The 22,429-nt window shown below is 69.1% G+C and carries 22 protein-coding genes; 15 read left to right on the top strand and 7 right to left on the bottom strand.

Annotated features, from left to right (window positions below):
- Together LWW89_RS14865 and icd are read left to right on the top strand one after the other, a co-directional pair.
- Positions 1 to 1,004: NADP-dependent isocitrate dehydrogenase (locus LWW89_RS14865; RefSeq protein WP_293265527.1), on the top strand; the 1,004-nt coding region annotated here is incomplete at its 5' end.
- Positions 1,005 to 1,339: 335 nt separating this feature from the next.
- Complete coding sequence (icd, locus tag LWW89_RS14860) at positions 1,340 to 2,566, top strand: NADP-dependent isocitrate dehydrogenase (RefSeq protein ID WP_293265525.1); 1,227 nt, start codon at positions 1,340 to 1,342, stop codon at positions 2,564 to 2,566.
- Positions 2,567 to 2,733: 167 nt separating this feature from the next.
- Here the strand turns inward: icd and LWW89_RS14855 are convergent, their stop codons facing one another.
- From LWW89_RS14855 to LWW89_RS14840, 4 genes are all read right to left on the bottom strand, one after another.
- Complete coding sequence (locus tag LWW89_RS14855; protein ID WP_293265523.1) at positions 2,734 to 3,321, bottom strand: rhodanese-like domain-containing protein; 588 nt, start codon at positions 3,319 to 3,321, stop codon at positions 2,734 to 2,736.
- A gap of 581 nt (positions 3,322 to 3,902) precedes the next feature.
- A complete protein-coding gene (gene mnmA / locus LWW89_RS14850; RefSeq protein WP_293265521.1) occupies positions 3,903 to 4,994 on the bottom strand; it encodes a tRNA 2-thiouridine(34) synthase MnmA in 1,092 nt (363 codons plus the stop codon).
- The gene (locus LWW89_RS14845; protein ID WP_293265519.1) at positions 4,984 to 5,673 is read right to left on the bottom strand and encodes a hypothetical protein; all 690 of its coding nucleotides are present in this window, start codon (positions 5,671 to 5,673) and stop codon (positions 4,984 to 4,986) included. Before LWW89_RS14845 ends, mnmA begins: the two co-directional genes overlap by 11 nt.
- 124 nt (positions 5,674 to 5,797) lie before the next feature.
- Complete coding sequence (locus tag LWW89_RS14840; protein ID WP_293265517.1) at positions 5,798 to 6,253, bottom strand: NUDIX hydrolase; 456 nt, start codon at positions 6,251 to 6,253, stop codon at positions 5,798 to 5,800.
- A 146-nt stretch (positions 6,254 to 6,399) separates the two neighbouring features.
- On the opposite strand from LWW89_RS14840, the gene LWW89_RS14835 reads away from it, so the two are divergent.
- The 8 genes from LWW89_RS14835 to LWW89_RS14800 all read left to right on the top strand — a co-directional run bounded on the left by LWW89_RS14835 (position 6,400) and on the right by LWW89_RS14800 (position 14,110).
- Positions 6,400 to 7,320: a branched-chain amino acid transaminase gene (locus LWW89_RS14835; RefSeq protein ID WP_293265515.1), complete on the top strand. Its 921-nt coding sequence runs from the start codon at positions 6,400 to 6,402 to the stop codon at positions 7,318 to 7,320.
- A gap of 50 nt (positions 7,321 to 7,370) precedes the next feature.
- Positions 7,371 to 7,583, top strand: coding sequence for a zinc-finger domain-containing protein (locus LWW89_RS14830; RefSeq protein ID WP_293265513.1), 213 nt, complete (start codon positions 7,371 to 7,373; stop codon positions 7,581 to 7,583).
- 99 nt (positions 7,584 to 7,682) lie between these two features.
- Positions 7,683 to 8,777 (top strand): lipopolysaccharide heptosyltransferase II, encoded by a 1,095-nt coding sequence (gene waaF, locus LWW89_RS14825; protein ID WP_293265511.1) that lies wholly within the window; start codon positions 7,683 to 7,685, stop codon positions 8,775 to 8,777.
- Entirely contained in the window at positions 8,774 to 9,226 is a 453-nt protein-coding gene (locus tag LWW89_RS14820; RefSeq protein ID WP_293265509.1) for a nuclear transport factor 2 family protein, read from the top strand. The genes waaF and LWW89_RS14820 overlap by 4 nt, the downstream gene beginning before the upstream one ends.
- On the top strand, positions 9,223 to 10,245 hold the full coding sequence (locus LWW89_RS14815; RefSeq protein WP_293265506.1) for an alpha/beta fold hydrolase: 1,023 nt from the start codon (positions 9,223 to 9,225) through the stop codon (positions 10,243 to 10,245). Before LWW89_RS14820 ends, LWW89_RS14815 begins: the two co-directional genes overlap by 4 nt.
- Positions 10,246 to 10,277: 32 nt before the next feature.
- Positions 10,278 to 11,672, top strand: coding sequence for a phosphomannomutase/phosphoglucomutase (locus LWW89_RS14810; protein ID WP_293265531.1), 1,395 nt, complete (start codon positions 10,278 to 10,280; stop codon positions 11,670 to 11,672).
- A 43-nt stretch (positions 11,673 to 11,715) separates the two neighbouring features.
- A complete protein-coding gene (locus LWW89_RS14805) occupies positions 11,716 to 12,963 on the top strand; it encodes an EAL domain-containing protein (RefSeq protein WP_293265504.1) in 1,248 nt (415 codons plus the stop codon).
- Between the two features lie 172 nt (positions 12,964 to 13,135).
- Positions 13,136 to 14,110 carry a C-GCAxxG-C-C family (seleno)protein gene (locus tag LWW89_RS14800; RefSeq protein ID WP_293265502.1) on the top strand — a complete coding sequence of 325 codons (975 nt, stop codon included), beginning with the start codon at positions 13,136 to 13,138 and terminating at the stop codon, positions 14,108 to 14,110.
- A 43-nt stretch (positions 14,111 to 14,153) separates the two neighbouring features.
- Here LWW89_RS14800 and LWW89_RS14795 read toward each other — a convergent pair whose 3' ends face one another.
- Positions 14,154 to 14,681: an NUDIX domain-containing protein gene (locus tag LWW89_RS14795; RefSeq protein WP_293265500.1), complete on the bottom strand. Its 528-nt coding sequence runs from the start codon at positions 14,679 to 14,681 to the stop codon at positions 14,154 to 14,156.
- 422 nt (positions 14,682 to 15,103) lie between these two features.
- Here LWW89_RS14795 and LWW89_RS14790 point away from each other — a divergent pair, with 422 nt between their 5' ends.
- The gene (locus LWW89_RS14790) at positions 15,104 to 15,439 is read left to right on the top strand and encodes an STAS domain-containing protein (protein WP_293265498.1); all 336 of its coding nucleotides are present in this window, start codon (positions 15,104 to 15,106) and stop codon (positions 15,437 to 15,439) included.
- A 30-nt stretch (positions 15,440 to 15,469) separates the two neighbouring features.
- Here LWW89_RS14790 and LWW89_RS14785 read toward each other — a convergent pair whose 3' ends face one another.
- Entirely contained in the window at positions 15,470 to 15,808 is a 339-nt protein-coding gene (locus LWW89_RS14785) for a hypothetical protein (RefSeq protein WP_293265496.1), read from the bottom strand.
- Positions 15,808 to 18,426 (bottom strand): alanine--tRNA ligase, encoded by a 2,619-nt coding sequence (gene alaS, locus LWW89_RS14780; RefSeq protein WP_293265494.1) that lies wholly within the window; start codon positions 18,424 to 18,426, stop codon positions 15,808 to 15,810. Before alaS ends, LWW89_RS14785 begins: the two co-directional genes overlap by 1 nt.
- Positions 18,427 to 18,633: 207 nt before the next feature.
- On the opposite strand from alaS, the gene murI reads away from it, so the two are divergent.
- The 4 genes from murI to LWW89_RS14760 all read left to right on the top strand — a co-directional run bounded on the left by murI (position 18,634) and on the right by LWW89_RS14760 (position 22,342).
- Positions 18,634 to 19,518 (top strand): glutamate racemase, encoded by an 885-nt coding sequence (murI, locus tag LWW89_RS14775; RefSeq protein WP_293265492.1) that lies wholly within the window; start codon positions 18,634 to 18,636, stop codon positions 19,516 to 19,518.
- Positions 19,519 to 19,627: 109 nt separating this feature from the next.
- Positions 19,628 to 20,890: an extracellular solute-binding protein gene (locus LWW89_RS14770; protein WP_293265490.1), complete on the top strand. Its 1,263-nt coding sequence runs from the start codon at positions 19,628 to 19,630 to the stop codon at positions 20,888 to 20,890.
- Between the two features lie 7 nt (positions 20,891 to 20,897).
- Positions 20,898 to 21,836 (top strand): glycerophosphodiester phosphodiesterase, encoded by a 939-nt coding sequence (gene ugpQ, locus LWW89_RS14765; protein WP_293265488.1) that lies wholly within the window; start codon positions 20,898 to 20,900, stop codon positions 21,834 to 21,836.
- Positions 21,837 to 21,922: 86 nt separating this feature from the next.
- The gene (locus tag LWW89_RS14760) at positions 21,923 to 22,342 is read left to right on the top strand and encodes a hypothetical protein (RefSeq protein WP_293265486.1); all 420 of its coding nucleotides are present in this window, start codon (positions 21,923 to 21,925) and stop codon (positions 22,340 to 22,342) included.
- The last annotated feature ends 87 nt before the right edge of the window (positions 22,343 to 22,429 follow it).

Here is a 22,429-nt window from a genome sequence, read left to right as displayed (position 1 = left end):
TCGGCCTGATGGCCCAGAAGGCCGAGGAATACGGCTCCCACGACAAGACCTTCGAGATCGCCGAAGACGGCGTCGCCAACATTGTCGATCTGGCCACCGGCGAAGTGCTGCTGACCCAGAACGTGGAACAGGGCGACATCTGGCGCATGTGCCAGGTGAAGGACGCCCCCATCCGCGACTGGGTCAAGCTGGCCGTCACCCGCGCCCGCAACTCCGGCATGCCCGCCGTCTTCTGGCTGGACCCCTACCGTCCCCACGAAGCCGAGCTGATCAAGAAGGTGGAAACCTACCTGAAGGATCACGACACCAGCGGCCTGGAAATCCACATCATGTCCCAGGTGCGCGCCATGCGTTTCACCCTGGAACGTGTCGCCCGCGGTCTGGACACCATCTCCGTCACCGGCAACATCCTGCGCGACTACCTGACCGACCTGTTCCCCATCATGGAACTGGGCACCTCGGCCAAGATGCTGTCCATCGTTCCCCTGATGGCCGGCGGCGGCATGTACGAAACCGGTGCCGGCGGCTCCGCCCCCAAGCACGTGCAGCAGCTGGTGGAAGAAAACCACCTGCGCTGGGATTCCCTGGGCGAGTTCCTGGCCCTGGCCGTGTCCCTGGAAGACCTGGGCATCAAGACCGGCAACACCCGCGCCAAGCTGCTGGCCAAGACCCTGGACGAAGCCACCGGCAAGCTGCTGGACGAGAACAAGTCCCCGTCCCGCCGCACCGGCGAGTTGGACAACCGGGGCAGCCAGTTCTACCTGTCCCTGTACTGGGCCCAGGCCTTGGCCGCCCAGTCCGAGGACAAGGAGCTGGCCGCCAAGTTCGCCCCCCTGGCCAAGACCCTGGCCGAGAACGAGGAAAAGATCGTCGGCGAGTTCAAGGCCGTCCAGGGCAAGCCGGTGGACATCGGCGGCTACTACCTGGCCGACCCGGCCAAGCGCGACGCGGTGATGCGCCCCAGCGCCACCTTCAACGCCGCGCTGCAAGCCGCCCTGGCCTAAGCGCCATCTAAGTACCACGCAGCGCAGCATCCGGCCCTGGCAGGCTCCGCCCGCCAGGGCCTTTTTCTTTGCCCGCCGCCCGCCGCGGCGCAGCATGGCGGTGCCGCCAAGCCCCGGATTTTTCATCCATAATGCCTCGCAGCCGGCGCTGGGCACGCCCCCGCCGGCAAGCGCATGCGGGTTCGCAATCGGGGCAGACGCAGAAGGCGGAGCGTCAAAACGTCGGAACGTCGGAACGTCGAATCATCGCCCGGAGTGCGGAGCCGCATCCGCCAGGATCTCAGCGCAATGTCCTGGCATTCCATTACAAAGCCTCTACTCGCGAGGAGATGGAAATGAGTTCTCACATCAAGGTTCCCCAAGGCGGCCAGAAGATCGTTGCGGGCCAGCCGATCCCCGACCAGCCGATCATTCCCTTCATCGAAGGCGACGGCATCGGCGTGGACATCACCCCGGTGATGATCAGGGTGGTGGACGCGGCGGTGGCCAAGGCCTACGGCGGCAGGAAGAAAATCCACTGGATGGAGGTCTATGCCGGCGAAAAATCCACCCGGCTATACGGTTCCGACCAGTGGCTGCCCAAGGAGACCTTCGACGCCCTCAAGGAATACTCGGTCTCCATCAAGGGCCCCATGACCACGCCCGTGGGCGGCGGCATCCGCTCCCTCAACGTGGCCCTGCGCCAGGAGCTGGACCTGTACCAGTGCGTGCGCCCGGTGCGCTACTTCAAGGGCGTGCCCTCGCCCCTGAAACAGCCGGAACTGACCGACATGGTGATCTTCCGCGAGAACACCGAGGACATCTACGCCGGCATCGAGTGGGCCAACGGCAGCGAGCAGGTGAGGAAGGTGATCAAGTTCCTCCAGGAGGAGATGGGGGTGAAGAAGATCCGCTTCCCCGAAACCTCCGGCATCGGCATCAAGCCCATCTCCGTGGAAGGCACCGAACGCCTGGTGCGCGCCGCCATCAAGTACGCCATCGACAACGGCCGCAAGTCGGTGACCATCGTGCACAAGGGCAACATCATGAAGTTCACGGAGGGCAACTTCCGCGACACGGCCTACGCCCTGGCCAAGCGCGAGTTCGGCGGCGTGGAGATCGACGGCGGGCCGTGGCTCAAACTCCCCAACGGCATCGTCGTCAAGGACGCCATCGCCGACGCCTTCCTACAACAGATCCTGCTGCGCCCGGCCGAATACGACGTGATCGCCACCACCAACCTCAACGGCGACTACATCTCCGACGCCCTGGCGGCCCAGGTGGGCGGCATCGGCATCGCCCCGGGGGCCAACATCTCCGACCAGTACGCCTGCTTCGAGGCCACCCACGGCACGGCCCCCAAGTACGCCGGCCTGGACAAGGTGAACCCGGGCTCCCTGATCCTGTCCGCCGAGATGATGCTGCGCCACCTGGGCTGGAAGGAAGCGGCGGACCTGATCATCAAGTCCATGGAAGCGGCCATCGGCGACAAGGTGGTGACCTACGACTTTGCCCGCCTCATGGACGGCGCCAAGGAGGTTTCCTGCTCCGAGTTCGGCGAGGCCATGATCGCCCGCATGTAAGCCCGCATGTAAGCCCACATGTAAGCCCACATGTAAGCCCACATGTAAGCCCACATGTAAGCCCGCAGGCCCCAACACAAAACGCCCCGCAGCGGCAGCGCTGCGGGGCGTTTTCATTCAATGCCGAAAATAACCGGAAAGCTGCCGGCCGGAGCTGGGGGTGCGGCTTACAGCTCCCCTTCCACCGTGGTCAGCCCCAGGGCCTCCCAATCGAGCATGCCGCCCCGGTAGTAGTGGATGCGCCCGGCGGGAAAGCCCTCCCGCACCATGGCGGCAATGGCCGTCGGGCTCTGGGGGCACATCGGCCCGTTGCAGAAAGCCACCACCTTACGGGCCTTGGCGCAGTCCCAGCCCTTGCCGGCCTTGGCGCACCCCAGTTCGCCGAGGCGGGTGGCCACCTCGGTGTAGGGGATGTTCACTGCCCCGGGGATGGTGGCCTTCACGTACCACTCCGGCTCGCGCATATCCACCAGCACCGCCTCCGGGTCGTTGTAGAAGCCAAGCAGTTCCACCTCGCCGATCGGCACCACCCCGGGCACCGGCACCAGGGGTTGCAGCCAGCCCTTGACCTTGGCGCTGGGGGTCAGCACCCGGGTGATGGCGATCTTGCCCTGGGCCGTCTGGACCACGAATTCGGTTTCCTGGCCCACCAGGCGCAGGCGCTCCGGCGCGGCCTGCTGGGCCAGGCCCAGGGCGGCGTAGGCCAGGCCAGCGAGCAGGGCACAGCCTCGAAGGAAAGGTTTGGCGAAGGTCATGGCGTCTCCTTTGTCGTTGTCGTGGGTGGCGATTATTTCATAGGAATCGCATATTCACGCCCGCCGATGAACCTGACCAGAGCAAGGCAAGGCGCTCCGGCCGATGCCAGCCAATCAGGGTGAACTGCGGCAAATTGCGGCGGATTTCCCGGGTGCGAGGACAAGCCCAGCGATGACCGCGACAGGCAGAGCCAGCACCCTCCCCACGCCCTATCCCATGGACCGCTCGGCACATCATGCCCGCCCCAGCCATCGTCAACCGCGATGGCTGTTTTTCGCCCCCTCTGGAACTCCGCGACTGGCGCGGGGTTTGGCGGTGCGCCAAAAAGTGCCATCGCCGTTGACGATGGCATTGCCGCACCTCGGCCGCTCCTAAGGCAAAACCGGCCCCGACGTTCCCGCCATTGCCGCCCTTCGGTGCGATGCCACGGCCCTAGCGCGGATACTCGTCCGAACCAAACAGGCCGGCCGGCAGGGAAGCCCCCTCTGCTGCCGCATCAAGCAAAACGCCGCCCGGAAAATCCGGGCGGCGTTCGGCCGCAACTGGGGAATCGAGAGGGCGCCCCCCCGTGGCAAAGCGCTTACTGGATGATGCCGCCGCCCAGGCAGACCCGGCTTTCGTACACCACCACCGACTGGCCCGGGGTCACCGCCCACTGGGGTTCGGCGAACTTGAGGGTGGCGGTGCCGGCGGCCGCATCGAAGCTGTCGATCTCGCAGGGCGCATCCGGGGTGCGGTAGCGCGGCTTGGCGGTGTACACCCAGTGGGTCCTGGGCGCCTCGCCGGCCACCCAGGACAGGTCGCCGGCCACCAGGGTGTCGGTCACCAGGGCCGGGTGGTCGTGCCCCTGGACCACGTAGAGGATGTTGCGCGCCATGTCCTTTTTGGCCACGAACCAGGCGTCGTGGTCGCCGCCACCGCCCTTCTGGCCGCCGATCTTGAGGCCCTTGCGCTGACCCAGGGTGTGGTACATCAGGCCCTCGTGCTCGCCGATCACCCGGTCGTCGTCCAGCACCCGGATTTCCCCCGGCTGGCGCGGCAGGTAGCGGCTCAGGAATTCGTTGAAGGGTCGCTCGCCAATGAAGCAGATGCCGGTGGAGTCCTTCTTGGTGGCCACGTGCAGCCCCGCCTCCTCGGCGATCTTGCGCACGTCGCGCTTGTAGTGGTCGGCCAGGGGGAACAGGGTCTTGGCCAGCTGGGCCTGGTTGAGGCGGTGCAGGAAGTAGCTCTGGTCCTTGGTGCCGTCCTCGGCCTTGAGCAGCTGGAACTTGCCCTGGAACTCGCGCACCCCGGCGTAGTGGCCGGTGGCGATCTTGTCGGCGCCCAGGGTCATGGCATGGTCGAGGAAGGCCTTGAACTTGATTTCGGCGTTGCACAGCACGTCCGGGTTGGGGGTGCGGCCGGCCTGGTACTCGCGCAGGAATTCGGCAAACACCCGATCCTTGTACTCGGCGGCGAAGTTGACCACCTCGACGTCGATGCCGATCACGTCGGCCACGCTCATCACGTCGATCAGGTCCTGGCGGGACGAGCAGTATTCCTCGGTGTCGTCGTCCTCCCAGTTCTTCATGAACAGGCCCACCACCTTGTAGCCCTGGCGCTTGAGCAGCAGGGCCGCCACCGACGAGTCCACGCCGCCGGACAGGCCCACCACCACAGTTTCAGTCGACATCGGGTCCTTCTCCCTTCAACCAATTCGCAAGAGGCAGCACCAGCGGCGCCGCCCCGGGTAAAACAAACCAGCTATCCACCACGTAACGCCCTCCGGGATGGCGCTCGGGCTGCACCGGGGGCGGCGGTGGCGCCGGCAGGTCGGCAAGCACGGCCTGGCAGTCGCACAGGGCCAGCATCGCCGGAATGTAATCGGGCACCGCCGGGGCGCGCCGGGGCGGGGCCGGGGCCAACGCCGCGGGCGGCGGGCCGTCGGTTTCTTCGAGCAGGGCGGCGTAGTGCTGGTTGACCAGGAAGGGCGCGCGCCGCGCCGGTTCCAGCACCTTATGCCAGCGCAGCCAGCCCCGGGCCTCCATCATCCGCAGCAGGCGGGTGGTGGAGGTGGAATGGTCGATGCAGTCCATGCGCCCGTCGCTCTCGGCGTCGGCGCCGTTGCCCGGCCGGTCGGCGCCGATCGGGCTCTGCCGGGCCGCCTCGGCGTACAGGCGCCCCACCGCCAGGGCGATGCGCTCCCGCTCGTCGGCGGCGCTGGTGGCATCCCGCAGCAGCAGGGCCACTCCCGCCAGGACCGGGTCGGTAAACGACACCGGGGCCTCGTTGGCGCAGCTCCAGTTGTAGCAGATGTCCACCGTCTCGCCGCACCAGCCGGTGAGGGGCGCCAGGCACAGGAGCAGCGCCACGCTCCAGCCGGAGCTTTGCCCCCCTTGCCGCCCCCGGCCCGGGGTTCGCCCCGGGCGGAAACGCACAAACAGCGCAAGCAGCGCAGACAGAGGACGCGGCAGGCGCAGCGCGGGCATGGGCCGGTCAGTCGTAGTGCCGGATCAGGTCCAGGGGGAAGCGCCGCCCGGCCAGGTAATCCTCGATGCACTGGAGGATCAGGGGGCTGCGGTGCCGTTCCCGGGTGGCGCGCACGTCGTCGATGGTCAGCCAGCGCGCGGCGACGATGCCCGTATCCAGGGCCCGGCCGATTTCCTCGCCGGTGACTTCGCAGGCGAAGGCGAAGCGCAGGTAGGTGATGTCCCGGGCCGGCCGCGGCCACTGGTACACCCCCACCAGGGCGGTGGGGCGCACGTGGTGGGCGGTCTCTTCCAGGGCCTCGCGGATGCAGGCGTTGACCAGGGATTCACCCTCGTCCAGGTGCCCGGCCGGCTGGTTGAAGCGCAGCCCCTGGTCGGTTTCCTCTTCCACCAGCAGGAAGCGGCCGTCCCGCTCCACCACGGCGGCCACCGTCACGTTGGGCTTCCAGATCCTCGCGTTCATCGTCGTTGCTCGCGTCGTTGTTCGATCGAAAGCCGGGATTTTACCCTTCGCCGCCCCGTTCGCGGCAGCGCAGCATGGCCGGGGGCGGGGGTTTTCCGTTACAATTTTCGCTTTCGTATTTTTCAAGCGGTAACGGAGAACACACCATGTCGATGGCGGATCGCGACGGATTCATCTGGTACGACGGCAAGCTGGTGCCCTGGCGCGATGCCACCACCCACGTCCTGACCCACACCCTGCACTACGGCATGGGCTGTTTCGAAGGGGTGCGCGCCTACGCCACCGACAAGGGCGCGGCCATCTTCCGCCTCAAGGAACACACCGACCGCCTGTTCGGTTCCGCCCACATCTTCCAGATGAAGATGCCCTACGACAAAGCGACCATCATGGACGCCCAGCGCGAGGTGGTGCGGGCCAACAAGCTCGATTCCTGCTACATCCGCCCGATCGTCTTCTACGGTTCCGAAGCCATGGGCATCGCCGCCAAGACCCTGTCGGTGCACGTCGCCATCGCCGCCTGGCCGTGGGGCGCCTACCTGGGCGCCGACGGCATGGAGCGCGGCATCCGCGTCAAGACCTCGTCCTTCACCCGCCACCACGTCAACATCAACATGTGCCGGGCGAAGTCGGTGTCCACCTACGCCAACTCCATTCTCTCCCACCAGGAAGCCGCCAACGACGGCTACGACGAGGCCCTGCTGCTCGACGTGGACGGCTACGTGGCCGAAGGCTCCGGCGAGAACATCTTCATCGTCAAGAACGGCAAGCTGTACACCCCGGACCTGACCTCCTGCCTGGAAGGCATCACCCGCGCCACGGTGATCCAGCTGGCCGAGGAAAACGCCCTCCAGGTGATCGAAAAGCGCATCACCCGCGACGAGGTGTATTGCGCCGACGAGGCCTTCTTCACCGGCACCGCCGCCGAAGTGACCCCGATCCGCGAACTCGACGGCCGTCAGATCGGCGAGGGCAAGCGCGGCCCGATCACCGCCAAGCTGCAAGCCCAGTTCTTCGACGTGGTGCAGGGCCGCTCGGTCAAGCACGCCGAATGGCTGACGGTGTGCTGAGCTGACCCGGCCACCTTCCCACCTCACCCTTTCATTTCACGAGGCACGCCATGAGCGAGGCGAAAGACGTCCAGGCCCCCGAAAGCCGCACCATCGAAATCACCGCCGGCGACCTGCCGCTGCACTGCCCCCAGCCCGGCGCTCCGCTGTGGGCGCGGCATCCCCGGGTGTTTCTCGATGTGACCAAGACCGGCGAAGTGACCTGCCCCTATTGCAGCGCCCACTACGTCCTCACCGGCGAGCTGCCCAAGGGTCATCACTGACGCCTGCGCCGCGCCGCTGAACAACGACGGGAAGCCCGGGGACCTTTCTCTGCGCTTCCCGTCGTTCCATCCACGCCCGATCTCCCGCCCCCCGCCCCGATGTCCGCTCACTTCGCGCCCCGCCGCGGCCTGATCGTCGCCCCCAGCTGGGTCGGCGACGCGGTCATGGCCCAGCCCCTGTTCATGCGCCTGCATGAGCGCCACCCCGGGCTGGTGCTGGACGCCATGGCGCCCTCCTGGGTGGCCCCGGTGCTGGCGCGCATGCCGGAAATCCACGCCGTACTGCCCAACCCCTTCGCCCACGGCGTCCTCAACCTCAAGGGCCGCCTGGCCCAGGGGCGGGAATTGCGCGCCGCCGGCTACGACGCGGTGTGGATACTGCCCAACTCCCTCAAGTCGGCCCTGGTACCGTTCTTCGCCCGCATCCCGCACCGGGTCGGCTTCACCGGCGAATCCCGCTACGGCCTGGTCAACGTCCGGCACCGGCTAGACAAGCAGAGGACGCCCCTGATGGTGGCCCGCTTCGCCCAGCTGGCCGAACGCGCCGGCCACCTGCCGGCCGAGCCCCTGCCCCGGCCGCGCCTGGCCTCCTCCCCGGAAGACCAGGCCCGCACCCTGGCCCAGCTGGGCGTAAAGCGCCCGGAAAAGCTGGTGGCCTTCTGCCCCGGCGCCGAGTACGGCCCGGCCAAGCGCTGGCCGGCGGTGCACTTCGCCGAACTGGCCCGCTGGCTGCACCACGCCGGCGTGGCGGTGTGGATTCTCGGCTCCCCCAAGGACAAGGCCATCGGCGAGGAAATCGTCGCCCTGGCCGGCCTTGCCACCGAGGCCTGCCGCAACCTGTGCGGCGCCACCGCCCTGGACGCGGCCATCGACCTGCTGGCCCTGGCCGACGCGGTGGTGTGCAACGATTCGGGCCTGATGCACGTGGCCGCCGCCCTGGACCGCCCCCTGGTGGCGGTGTACGGTTCGTCCTCCCCCGGCTTCACCCCGCCGCTGTCGGACCGGGCCACGGTGGTGTCCCTCAAACTGTCATGCAGTCCGTGCTACAAGCGCGAATGCCCCCTGGGCCACCTGGACTGCCTCAACAAGCTCCTGCCCGAGCAGGTGTGGCAGGCCCTGCCCGCCGGGCTGACCGATCCCCACCCCGGCGCCCACACCATTTCCATCGTCCCCATGACCGGAGGCACCCCATGAGCGAGCAGACCCGCCACCGCCCCCGCGCCCACTTCCCCACCCCGGAAGATGCCGAGGCCGCCTTCTACGACGCCATTGAGCGGGGCGACCTGGAGGCCCTGATGGCGGTGTGGTGCGAGGACGAGGAAATCGTCTGCATCCACCCCGGCGGGCCGCGCCTGGTCGGTCTGGCGGCGGTGCGCAGTGCCTGGCAGGCAATCTTCGACGGCCCCCGCTTCCGCCTGCGCATCGCCCAGCGGGCCCGTTGGCAGAGCGGCCTGATGGCGGTGCATAACGTGGTCGAGGTCCCCACCCTGGCCGACGACCCCAACGCCCAGGAGCCGGTCTTCGCCACCAACGTGTTCGTGCGCGGCGCCGACGGTTGGCGCCTGGTGGCCCACCACGCCGGCCTGGGCCCGGACACGGACGACACCCCGGGCGCCACGGACACCCCCCGGGTGCTCCATTGACCGACGGCGACCGCACCGCCGTACCGCCATACCGGGCGCCGCGCTGGCTGCCCGGCGGCCACGCCCAGACGCTCTGGCCCCTGCTCATCAAGCCCGCGCCGCCGGCCTACCGGCGCGAGCGCTGGGACACCCCGGACGGGGATTTCATCGACGCCGACTTCCTCGACGCCGCTACCGGCAGCACGGATAGCGCCGCGAACGCCGCCGAACCGGCGCCTACGGCCCCGCTGGTCATCCTCTTCCACGGCCTGGAAGGCAGCTCCCGCAGCCATTACGCCGTCTCCCTCGCCCTGGCCTGCCAGGCCCGGGGCTGGGGCTTCGTGGTGCCCCACTTCCGCGGCTGCTCGGGAGAGGCCAACCGGCTGCCCCGGGCCTACCATTCCGGCGACTCCGCCGAGATCGGCTGGGTCCTCGCCCGCCTGGCGCAGCGCTTTCCCGGCCGCCCCCTGCACGTAGCAGGGGTGTCCCTAGGGGGCAACGCCCTGCTCAAGTGGCTCGGCGAGCAGGAAGAGGCCGCCGGCCGCCTGATCCGCTGCGCCGCCAGCATCTGCCCGCCCCTGGACCTGGCCGCCGCCGGCTTCAACCTGGGCCGGGGCTTCAATTTGGTCTACACCCGCCACTTCCTCGGCACCCTCAAGGCAAGCGCCCTGGCCAAGCTGAAGCGCCACCCGGGGCTGTTCGACCCGGGCAAGGTGCGCCAGGCGCGCAACCTGTACGATTTCGACGAGGTGGTGACCGCACCCCTGCACGGTTTCCAGGGCGCCCTCGACTACTGGACCCGGGCCTCGGCCAAACCCCTGCTCGACCGGGTCCGGCTGCCGACCCTGCTCATCAACCCGGCGAACGACCCCTTCCTGCCCGCCGCCGCCCTGCCCAGCCGCCACCAGGTGTCCGCCGCCGTGCGCTTGGAACAACCGGCCGAAGGCGGCCACGTCGGCTTCGTCACCGGGTCCCCGCCGGGGCGCCTGGACTGGCTGCCCCGGCGCCTGCTGCACTTCTTCGACGAACACCAATCCTGACCGCAAGAATCACGACAATCGCCATGACCGACATGACCACCACCGCCCTGCCCCCCGAAATCTTCAAGGCCTACGACATCCGCGGCATCGTCGGCACGACCCTCACCCCGGCCATCGTCCGCGCCATCGGCCAGGGCCTGGGCACGTTGGCCCTGGAGAAATCCGGCCCCGGGGCGACTATCGCCATCGGCCGCGACGGCCGCCTGTCCGGCCCGGAATTCGCCGCCGCCCTGGCCGACGGCATCCGCAGCACGGGCGCCGGCGTGGTGGACGTGGGCTGCGTGCCCACCCCGGTCACCTATTTCGCCGCCCAGCACCTGGGCTGCGGTTCCTGCGTGTCGATCACCGGCTCCCACAACCCGCCCGAGTACAACGGCCTGAAGATGGTGATCGCCGGCGAGACCCTGGCCACCGACGCCATCCAGGCCCTGCGCCAGCGCCTGGTGGACCGCCGCGTCGCCAACGCTGTCGCCCCCGGCCCCTTCCGCACCGAGAACGTGCTGCCCGCCTACCTGGCGCGCATCCTCGGCGACGTGAAGCTGGCCCGGCCGATGAAGGTGGTGGTCGATTGCGGCAACGGCGTGGCCGGCGCGGTGGCCCCCGAGCTGTTCACCGGCCTGGGCTGCCAGATCGTGCCGCTCTTCTGCGAGGTGGACGGCACCTTCCCCAACCACCATCCGGACCCGTCCAAGCCGGAGAATCTGGAAGACGTGAAGCGCGCCCTGCGCGACACCGACGCCGAGATCGGCCTGGCCTTCGACGGCGACGGCGACCGCCTCGGCGTGGTGACCAAGGACGGCGAGGTGATCTTCGCCGACCGGCAGATGATGCTGTTCGCCGAGGACGTGCTGGCCCGGGTGCCGGGCGGCGAGATCATCTACGACGTGAAGTGCTCGCGCCTGCTCGCCGACCACATCCGCGCCAAGGGCGGCCGCCCCCTGATGTGGAAGACCGGCCACGCCCTGGTCAAGGCCAAGCTCAAGGAGACCGGTGCCCCCCTGGCCGGCGAGATGAGCGGCCACATCTTCTTCAAGGAGCGCTGGTACGGCTTCGACGACGGCCTCTACGCCGGCGCCCGGCTGCTCGAGATCGTCTCCCGCAGCCCGGACGCCAACGCCGTGCTCAAGGCCCTGCCCAACAGCACCGCCACCCCGGAACTGAACATCAAGATGGCCGAAGGCGAGCCCTTCGCCCTGGTGGAAAAGCTCCAGGCCGGCGCGGTCTTTCCGGCCGCCCGCGAGGTGGTGGGCATCGACGGGGTGCGGGTCGAATACGCCGACGGCTTCGGCCTGGCCCGGGCCTCCAACACCACCCCTGTGGTGGTGCTGCGCTTCGAGGCCGACACTCCGGCCGCCCTGGCGCGCATCCAGGACGAGTTCCGCGCCGCCCTCGCCGCCGCATGGCCCGGCCTGGTTCTGCCCTTTTGAGGGTTACACTCGCGCAACGCCGCCCGACCACCCCACGCCGCCCATGAGCACCCACTCGTTCTATCTCGCCCGCCAGCCGATCCTGGACCGGAACCAGCAGGTCCAGGCCTACGAGCTGCTGTTCCGTACCAGCGAGACTAACCAGGCCACCTTCGACGATGGCGGCCAGGCCACCGCCACGGTGCTGGCCAACGCCTTCGGCGAACTGAGCCTGGGCGACGTGGTGGGGCCCTACAAGGCCTACATCAACGTGGCGGCGGATTTCCTGATGCAGGAACCCCTGGAGTTCCTGCCCGGCCCCAAGGTGGTGCTGGAGCTGCCCGCCGACGCCCTGCCCGACGCCGACCTGATCGCCCGCTGCCGCGCCCTCAAGGCCAAGGGCTTCACCCTGGCCGCCGGCAACGTGGCCAGCCTGGACCCGGAACGGCTGCCCCTGCTCAAGGAGGTGGACATCCTCAAGGTGGACCACCAGCAGCTCAACAACCGGGAACTGTTCGTCCTGTTCTGCCACCTCAAGCCCCTGGGCCGGGAACTGCTGGCGGAAAAAATCGAGGATGTGGAGCAGTTCGAGCATTGCCTGGACCTGGGCTTCACCCTGTTTCAGGGCTACTACTTCGCCCGCCCCACCCTGATCGCCGGCAAGAAGCTGGAGCGCTCCACCCTGGCCCTGGTCAAGCTGATCGGCCTGCTCATGGAAGACGCCGAAACCGCGGCCCTGGAAACCACCTTCAAGCAGGAACCCGGCCTCACCCTCAACCTGCTGCGCCTGGTGAACTCGGTGGCCAGCGGGCTGGCGGTGCGGGTCGGTTCGGTGCGCCACGCCATCACCCTGATGGGCCGGCACAAGCTGCTGCGCTGGCTGCAACTGCTGCTCTACTGCCAGCACGGCGGGCCCGACGCCCCGCCCTCGCCCCTGCTGCTCACCGCCGCCACCCGGGGGCGCCTGCTCGAACTGATCCAGCTGCGCCTCGCCCCGCGCCTGCGCGACGCCGCCGACCGGGCCTTCATGACCGGCATCCTGTCCCTGCTGCCGGCCGCCCTGGGTATGCCCATGGACGAGCTGATCGCCCCCTTGCCCCTGGCCCCGGACGTGCGCCAGGCCCTGCTCGAAGGCAAGGGCGACCTGGGCCGCCTGCTCGGCCTGGCCGAAGCCATGGAGCGCAGCGCCGGCCGGGAAACCCCGCCCGAACCCGAGGCCCTGGCCCACGTCGCCGGCCTGCCCCTGACCGTGCTCAACGCCTGCCTGGCCGAAGCCCTGGGCTGGGCCAACAGCCTGGCCCAGGAAGTCTAGGGCGCCCCAGGCGCCGCCGGCCGTTGCGACGGTCCGGCCGCCCGGCCCCTCCTCCCCTGCCCTTGCCGTAGCCTGCCGGCCACGGTATAACTCCCCCACGCGCCGGCGCAGACCGGCCGTCGCCTCCGCCCCTGCCGGCGGAGATCGGGGAGGCAAGAACGAGGAGACCATCATGTGGGAGCTTCGCCCTGCCCGGGAGGATGAGGCCGCGTCCATCGCCGCCCTCTTCGACCTTTGCTGCAGCCTGGCCGCCCGCGTCCCGCCCCGGGCCGACGATCTGCTGCTGGTCGCCACCCACGGCGCCCATATCGCCGCCGCCGCCTGTTTCCGCCCCCTGGACCCGCACCACGGCTGGATCTACGGCTTGGCCGTGCGCCCGGGCTTTCGCAAGCAGCGTCTGGCGCGCAAGCTCTACCAGCGCCTGCTCGACGAAGCCGGCCGACGCCGCCTCAGCCATCTCTACGCCACCGCCAGCGCCGGCAGCTCCTACTTCCAAGCCCTGGGCTTCAACGTGGCCCCGGAAGCCGGCCACCCCGCCCTGCATCCGGTACTGAACCAAGCCCTGAGCGAATACGGCCTGCACGACGACGACGCGGTGGTGCTGCACCAGCCCCTGCTCCAGCCCGAGGGCATCTCCCCCGCCGGTGAGGCCACCGCCCTGTTCGACGCCGGCTATTTCTGCGCCGAGAGCGTGCTGCTCGCCACTGCCCGGGCCACCGGGCTGGACGAGCCGGGGCTGGCCCGGCTGGCCACCGGCTTCTGCACCGGCATGGCCCAGACCTGGAATACTTGCGGCGCCTTGTCCGGCGGCGTGCTGGCCGTCAACCTGGCCTGCGGCCGGGACCTGCCCAGCGAATCGGTTTCCGCCAACTTCCACGCAGTGCAACGCCTCACCCGGGAATTCACCAGCGCCTGCGGCGGGTGCCGGTGCAGCGAACTGAACGGCTTCGACCTTTCCACCCCCGCCGGCCGCCACGCCTGGGCCCAGGACGGTGGCCATGCCCAATGCCGGGAATACGTGGCCATCGCCGCCCGCCTGGCCACCGCGGTGATCCGCGAGGCCCGCCAGGAAGACGAGGCCCGGGGCGGCCTGCTCAATCTATTCCCCGCCGGGGACGAGGAAGAACGCCGCCTGCCGGCAGGTTGAGTCCCGGCCTGTCGCGGCCAGCCCTTCCCCGCGCTCTCTTCCCTCAGCCGGTGCGGCGACGCAGCCAGTCGGCCACCGCCAGGCCGGTGCCGAATTCCCAAGGTTGCAGACGGTTCGGCGGCACCAGGCGGATTTCCGCCAGTTCCTCGTTGAGCGCGATCTCTCCCTCCGCCGGCACGTAATAGGCGATCAGCAGTTCGTTCTTGCGCGAAAACGGGTAGAGGCCGATCAGTTCGGCCCCGGTGGCGGTCAAGGACAACTCTTCCGCCACCTCCCGGCACACCGCGTCGTGGGGCGCTTCGTCCCGTTCGAGAAAGCCGGTGATCAGGCCGAATTTGCCCTCGGGCCAGGCCTGGTTGCGCGCCAGGACGATCTGCCCCTGCCACTCCACCAGGGCCGCCACCACCGGCACCGGGTTGCCCCAGAACACATAGTCGCAGGCGGTGCATACCGCCCGCTCGTGACCGCCGATCTCGGCGCTGGCCAGGGGCGCCCGACAGCGCGGGCAATAGCGGTGCAGGGGATCGAGAACGGCAAGCGGCAGGGAAGGATTGGCGGCAGGCTGGGACATGGCGCGGCGGGAGCGAAGACGAAAGGCCACAGCATAGGGCCTCGGCGCAAGCGCCGCCACCATGCTTGAGCAACGCGCCGCACACACCACGGCCAGGGGGTGGCCTTCTTGCCGCACGCCCGCCGCCACCTCGCTACACCATGGGCCACCCCTGACCCGATAAAGCCGAAGCGACCGTTCGGCAGCCACCCCGGCTGGCGTACCCGTTCATCTTGGCCCACTGCCCCCCGCGCATCGGGCGATACGCCGAAGGCCACGCGCCCTCGGACGTTTCCGCACAGCCCGTGTAAGCGCTTCCCGACGACAAGATCAGCCGCCGCACCGTCGACATTCAGCCATCGCCGACGGCGAGGGATGCGCACTTTGGCTGTAATGGGTGTGCAGCCACCCGGATCGGAGTGGCCCCCGAAAAAGAGAGCATCATGGTCATCTTCTACCAAACCTCGGAAAGCGAAGGCGGTGTGACCCGGCTGACGTGCCATGGGGAGTTTCACAGCAACTCCAGGATCGACCGGCTGCGGCTCCACACGCTGTGCTCGGCCGCCAACGTTGAGCTGGACTTGCGCCAGGTCGAGCCCATCGACCCCGCCGGCGTCCAGTTCCTGCTCCTGCTGCTCCACCACGCCCGGGTCGAACGGCGCCGGCTGGTCATCCTCGGCATCGGCCCGCACCTGTTCGAGTTATTTGGCCTGCTGGGCCAGCGCCTGGGCCGCCCCGCCCGCGCCCGGGCGGTCCCCGTCATGAAAAACCGGCCTTGAAGGCCGGTTTTTCATGACTTCCTTACTGGCTTACTTGCGCCCCAGGCTGCCCCGGTTGTAGTCCGGATCGCCGGGCATGATGGTGCGGCCGACGCCGAACACGCCGCCCTGGGCCGCCACCGGCCGGGTGTGGTTTTCCGGGAACTGGTCGGCCACCGTCTTGGCGACCTTGGCCTTGTCCGCATCCACGTATTCCCAGCGGCCGTTGGGCAGCAGGCGCACCGGGTCGCCGGCGGCGGTGGTGGCCTCGATGGGGGTTCGGTCCAGGGCCTTGGCCGGAGCACTAGCACTGGCGCCGCTTTCCGCGGCATGGGCCGAGAACGCCGCGACCAGCGCGGCGCCCAGGGCAAGGACCTTGGAAAGGCGCATCACAGCTTGCCTTCGACCCAGGCGGCCACGGAAGCCAGGGCCGCCGGCAGGTTTTCCGGCTGGGTGCCGCCGGCCTGGGCCATGTCCGGCCGGCCGCCGCCCTTGCCGCCCACCTGCTGGGCCACCTGATTGACCAGCTCACCGGCCTTGACCTTGCCGGTGAGGTCGGCGGTGACGCCGGCGATCAGGGTGACCTTGCCGTCGGCCACGGAGGCCAGGACGATGGCGGCGGACTTGAGCTTGTCCTTGAGCTTGTCCATGGTCTCGCGCAGGGCGGTGACGTCGGCCCCGTCCAGGGTGGCGGCCAGCACCTTGGCACCCTTGACATCGGCCGCCTGGTCCGCCAGATCGTCGCCCTGGCTGGAAGCGAGCTTGGACTTGAGCTTGGCCAGTTCCTTTTCCAGGGCCTTAACGTTGTCGAGTACCTGGGCGATCTTGGCCGGCAGTTCAGAAGCGGGGGCCTTGAAGGCGCCGGCGGCTTCGCTGATGAGGGCCTGCTGCTGCTGCACCAGGGCCAGGGCGTTGTCGCCGGTGACGGCTTCGACGCGGCGCACCCCAGCAGCCACGCCGGATTCGGAGACGATCTTGAACAGGCCGATGTCGCCGGTGCGGGTAACGTGGGTGCCACCGCACAGTTCCTTGGAGGAGCCGATGGTCAGCACCCGCACCTCGTCGCCGTACTTCTCGCCGAAGAGCATCATGGCGCCGGTCTTCTGGGCGTCCTCGATGGCCATCACCGAGGCGTCGGTGGCGGCGTTGGCCAGGATCTCGGCGTTGACGATGGCTTCGACGCGACGGATTTCCTCGGCGGTCATCGGCGCGTTGTGCACGAAGTCGAAGCGGGTCTTGTCCGGATCGACCTGGGAACCCTTCTGCTGCACGTGGTCGCCCAGCACTTCGCGCAGGGCCTTGTGCATCAGGTGGGTGGCGGAGTGGTTGCGCACGGTGCGGGCGCGGGCCACGGTATCGACCCGGGCGGTGACGGCATCGCCGACCTTGAGGGTGCCGGTGGTGACCACGCCGTGGTGGCCGAACACGGTGGCCTGGATCTTCTGGGTGTCTTCCACGGCGAACAGGCCGGCGCCCTTGATCTCGCCCCGGTCGCCCACCTGGCCGCCAGACTCGGCGTAGAACGGGGTGTGGTCGAGCACCACCACACCCAGGTCGCCCTCGTACAGTTCGCCGACCGGGGCGCCGTCCTTGTACAGGGCCAGCACGGTGCCCTTGGCTTCCAGGCTGTCGTAGCCGTGGAAGGTGGTGGGGGCGCCTTCGTATTCCAGGTTGGCGGCCATCTTGAACTTGCCGGCGGCCCGGGCCTGCTCCTTCTGCCGGGTCATGGCGGCGTCGAAGGCGGCCTCGTCCACGGTCACGCCGCGCTCGCGGCAGACGTCGGCGGTCAGGTCCAGGGGGAAGCCGTAGGTGTCGTGCAGCTTGAAGGCGGTCTCGCCGTCGAACACCTTGGTGCCGGCGGCGTCCATGGCGGCCAGGTCGGCCTCCAGAATGGCCATGCCGTGCTCGATGGTGGTGAAGAAGCGCTCCTCTTCCTGCTTGAGCACCTCCATGACGCGGGCCTGGTTAGCCTTCAGGTCCGGGTAGGCTTCGCCCATCTCGGCCACCAGGTCCGGCACCATCTTGTGGAAGAAGGCGGCCCGGGCGCCCAGCTTGTAGCCGTGGCGGATGGCGCGGCGGATGATGCGGCGCAGGACGTAGCCGCGGCCCTCGTTGCCCGGGATGACGCCGTCGGAGACGAGGAAGGAACAGGCGCGGATGTGGTCGGCCAGCACCTTGAGGGACGGGCTGTCCAGGTCGGCGCCGGAGGTTTCCCGGGCGGCGGCGGCGATCAGCTTCTGGAACAGGTCGATCTCGTAGTTGCTATGCACGCCCTGGAGCACGGCGGAGATGCGCTCCAGGCCCATGCCGGTGTCTACCGAGGGCTTGGGCAGCTTGTGCATGACGCCGGCTTCGTCCCGGTTGTACTGCATGAAGACGTTGTTCCAGATCTCGATGTAGCGGTCGCCGTCTTCCTCCGGGCTTCCCGGGGGGCCGCCCCAGATGTGCTCGCCGTGGTCGTAGAAGATCTCGGTGCAGGGGCCGCAGGGGCCGGTATCGCCCATCATCCAGAAGTTGTCGGAGGCGTAGCGGGCGCCCTTGTTGTCGCCGATGCGGATCACCCGCTCGGCCGGCACGCCCACTTCCTTGGTCCAGATGTCGTAGGCTTCGTCGTCCTCGGCGTACACCGTCACCCACAGCTTCTCGGTGGGCAGCTTGAACACCTGGGTGAGCAGTTCCCAGGCGTAGCTGATGGCGTCGCGCTTGAAGTAGTCGCCGAAGGAAAAGTTGCCCAGCATCTCGAAGAAGGTGTGGTGCCGGGCGGTGTAGCCGACGTTCTCTAGATCGTTGTGCTTGCCGCCGGCGCGCACGCATTTCTGCGCCGTGGTGGCCCGGGTATAGGGGCGCTTGTCGAAGCCGAGGAAGACGTCCTTGAACTGGTTCATCCCCGCGTTGGTGAACAGCAGGGTCGGGTCCTCATGGGGAACCAGGGACGAGGAGGCCACGATCTGGTGGCCCTTGCTCGCAAAGAATTCCAGGTACTTGCGGCGGATTTCGGCGGTATTCATGGTAGTCGGAAACTTCCGTCGCCGCGCCCGGCAACGGCCGGACGGGCAAAATTGGGCGGATTGGCTAAAGGCGGAATATTACCAAACGGGGGTATCATGGCGGCCTTTTTATCGCTTTTTCCCAGGGTTTACGCCCGCTTCGGCTCCCCGCCGGCCCCGTTTGCGGAGCCGCGTTGCGAAGCCGTCCCGCCGCCCCCGTCGTCCGCCATGGCCTCCCCCACCGCCCACCGCTCCAGCCCCCTGCCCTCCCTCATTCCCCCGGAAGTGGCCGAGGTGGCGCGGCGCTGCCCGATCGGCGTGTTCGACTCCGGCATCGGCGGCCTGACCGTGGTGCGGGCGCTGATGGAGCGGCTGCCCCTGGAAAACATCGTCTATTTCGGCGACACCGCCCGGGTGCCCTACGGGGTCAAGTCGGTGGCCACCATCGAGCAGTTCACCGGCCAGATCGTCGACTTCCTCCTCAAGCACGAAGTGAAGATGCTGATCGTAGCCTGCAACACCATGGCGGCAGTGGCCTCCCACGTGGTGCGGGCCCGGGCCGAAGCCGCCGGCCACCTGCCGGTGCTCGACGTGATCGAGGCCGGCGCCCGGGCGGCGGCCGCCGCCACCCGCGACAACGCGGTGGGGGTGATCGGCACCCCGACCACGGTCAACAGCAACGCCTACGCCCGCCACCTGCACGCCCTCAACCCGGGGCTGCGCGTCTATTCCCAGGCCTGCCCCCTGTTCGTGCCCCTGGTGGAAGAAGGCTGGCTCGACCACCCGGTCACCCGCCTCACCGCCCAGGAATACCTGAAGCCGGTGCTGGCCGAGAACGTGGACACCCTGGTGCTGGGCTGCACCCACTACCCGCTGCTCAAACCCCTGCTGGCCGACGTGGCCGGCCCGGACGTTGCCCTGGTGGATTCGGCGGTGACCACCGCCGAGCAGGCCGCCCGGCTGCTCCAGGACATGGGCCTGGCCAACCCGGGCGATCCGGCCAGCCCGGCCTCCTACCGCTACTTCGTCACCGACGTGCCGCTGCGCTTCACCACCATCGGCGAGCGCTTCCTCGGCCGCAGCCTGGGCCGGGTCGAAACCGTCGCCTGGTAGCCCCCGGCACCGGTCCGCGGCACCCGCATCGGCACAGGGCGGCAAGCGCCTCCCCCCTCGGCGGCCGGCGGCGTTAGAATCGCCGCTCCCTCTCAGCCGTGAGTCCGTCATGCCGCACTTTAGCCGTACCCTGGCCGCCGCCGCCCTGCTGGGCTGCCTCGCCGCCCCGGCCCTCGCCGTCACCGACATTCCCCTCTCCCACCAGCTCGACGAGGCCCGCGCCAGCCGCCTCCAGGAAGTGGTGGACCGCTTCAACGCCAGCCAGAAGGACTACCACGTGGTCACCGTACGCCGCGGCGATAGCGACGCCCCGACGGTGCTCAACCTGGCCGTATCCGAGGACATCTCCCTGTTCTCCGCCAACCGCGGCAGCTTCCGCCCCATCGTGGACGTGATGAAGGAAGCCAAGGAGCGCATGGACACCAGCAGCTTCCTGGCCGACTACCGGGGCCCCCTCACCGAAGGCAACAAGCTGATGGCCCTGCCCGTGGCCTTCGCCACCCCGGTGCTGTACTACAACAAGGCCGCCTTCAAGAAGGCCGGCCTGGACCCCGAGAACCCGCCCAAGACCTGGTGGGAAGTGCAGAACGCCGCCGGCAAGCTGGTCGATGCCGGCGCCTCCTGCGCCTACACCACCTCCTGGCCGGCCTGGGTGCTGATCGAGAACGCCAGCGCCCGCAACGGCGCCCCGGCCGCCACCGCCTCCGGCACCTTCGCCTTCAACGGCCTGGCCCAGGTCAAGCAGATCGCCCTGCTCACCACCTGGTACAAGAGCAAGTACTTCTCCTACTTCGGCCGCCGCGACGAGGCCGACGCCAAGTTCGCCGCCGGCGAGTGCGGCATGCTCACCTCCGGCTCCGACATCTACGCCGCCATCAAGTCCGGCGGCAAGGTGGACGTGGGCGTGGCCCCCATGCCCTACTTCGACGATGCCTACGGCGCGCCCCAGCGCACCCTGGCCGGCGGCGGTTCCCTGTGGATCGGTTCCGGCAAGAAGCCCGTCGAATACAAGGGCGCGGCCAAGTTCATCAGCTTCATCACCGCCCCGGACATGCAGATCGAGCTGGCCAAGGCCGGCGGCTTCCTGCCCCTGTCCGACACCGCCTGGCGCGCCGCCCGCAGCAAGCTGCTCAAGGACGACCTGGTGAACCAGGAAGTGGCCCACGCCACCCTGGCCGCCCGCACCGACAAGTCCGCCATCCCGGCCCGCATCTCCTTCCATCCCCAGGTGCGCCTGATCGTGGAAGAAGAGCTGGAAGCGGTGTGGAAGGAACTGAAGACCCCGAAGGAAGCCCTGGACACCGCCGTGGCCCGGGCCAACGCGGTGGTACACGGCCTGCCCAAGGGCAAGCTGGCCATGCTGCTCAAGTAACACGGCCATGAACGGGGACGCCTCTTCTCCCGGCGCCCCCCGGGCGGCGGCACCGCAACGGGCCGCCGCCGGTCAGGCTGCTGCGGACAATGGTCCGCGCCAGCCGGACCCACCCGGTGCAAGCGCCCGCGGCGCCACCCTCGCTTTTCCCACATCCCCCTTTCCCTACCCCCGCCTGATCGCCCACCGGGGCGGCGGCGCCGGCCATCGTGGCACCGCGCCGGAAAACACCTTGGCCGGACTGACGGCGGCCCACGCCGCCGGCTACCGGGGCGTGGAGGTGGACGTCATGCTGTCCGCCGACGGCGTGGCCTTTCTGCATCACGACGACACCCTGGAGCGCACCACCGACGGCCGCGGCCCGGTGGCCGGCACCCCGGCGGCGCGGCTCGAAGACCTCGACGCCGGCGCCTGGCGCGGCCCGGCCTTCGCCGGCGAAAGACTGCCCCGGCTCACCGCCGCCCTCGACCACTGCCAGGCCCTGGGCCTGTGGCTCAACCTGGAAATCAAGCCCACCCCGGGCCGGGACGCCGCCACCGCCCAGGCGGTGGCCGACCACCTGGCGGCCCGCTGGCCGGTCCTGGCAGCGCCCGAGGCTGCCCATGCCCTGCCGCCCCTGGTGATCTCGTCCTTTTCCACCGTCGCCCTGGCCGAGATCGCCCGGCGCCTGCCCGCCGCTCCCCGGGCCCTGCTGGCGGAACGTCTGCCACCGGACTGGCGCGACCGGGTGGACGCCCTGGGCTGCGCCGCCCTGCACCTGGACGCGGCCCGGCTGGAAACAGGCGCCCTGGCCGCCCTGCGCGCCGCCGCCCCAGGGCTGGTGCTGGCGGCCTACACGGTGAACGAGCCGACCGCCATGGCCGCCCTGTTTGCCGCCGGCATCGACGCCCTGTTCACCGACCGGATCGACCTCGCCCCGGCGGCCCTGCTCCCACCTGCCCCGTAGCGCGCGTCCGGCCCCCGGCGGGAATGTGGTTTAATCTGCGCCACCGCCCATCGAATCCATCGAATCCATCGAATTCGCCGCCCATCATGGCCAACTCCGCCCCCGTCCGCGCCACCGCCCTCGCCATCTTCCTTGCCGCCCCCCTGCTGCTCACCGGCTGCGACGAGGTGCAAAGCAAGCTCGGCATCGAGGACGCCGCCGCCAAGGCGACGCGGATCGAGAACGAGGGCAAGGCCATTGGCGGCGCCTGCCGTCAGTCCGGCCGGGCGATCGAGGACTGCTACTCCCTCTACCAGTGGGTGCCCAAGGCGGCGGTCTATACCGGCTGGCGCGAGATGGACGCCTACATGCGCGAAAACCAGCTCCAGACAGTGAGCCCCGAACTGCCTCCGGCCCCGGCGCCGGAAGACCCGCGCAAGAAGAAGAAAAAACCCAAGCCGCCGGTGGACAGCGACGGCGCCGATAGCACCAAAGCAGCGGACGCCCCGGCCGACGCGGCCAAGTAAGCCCACGCCCAACGGCCCACGAAAAACGGCCCGGCGGACTCACGTCCGGCCGGGCCGTTTCGTTTCCGGTGGAGCGGCGCCACGGAC

Source organism: Oryzomicrobium sp. (genome assembly GCF_021287045.1).
Classification (GTDB): Bacteria; Pseudomonadota; Gammaproteobacteria; order Burkholderiales; family Rhodocyclaceae; genus Oryzomicrobium.
This window is presented reverse-complemented; position numbering and strand designations above follow the sequence as displayed.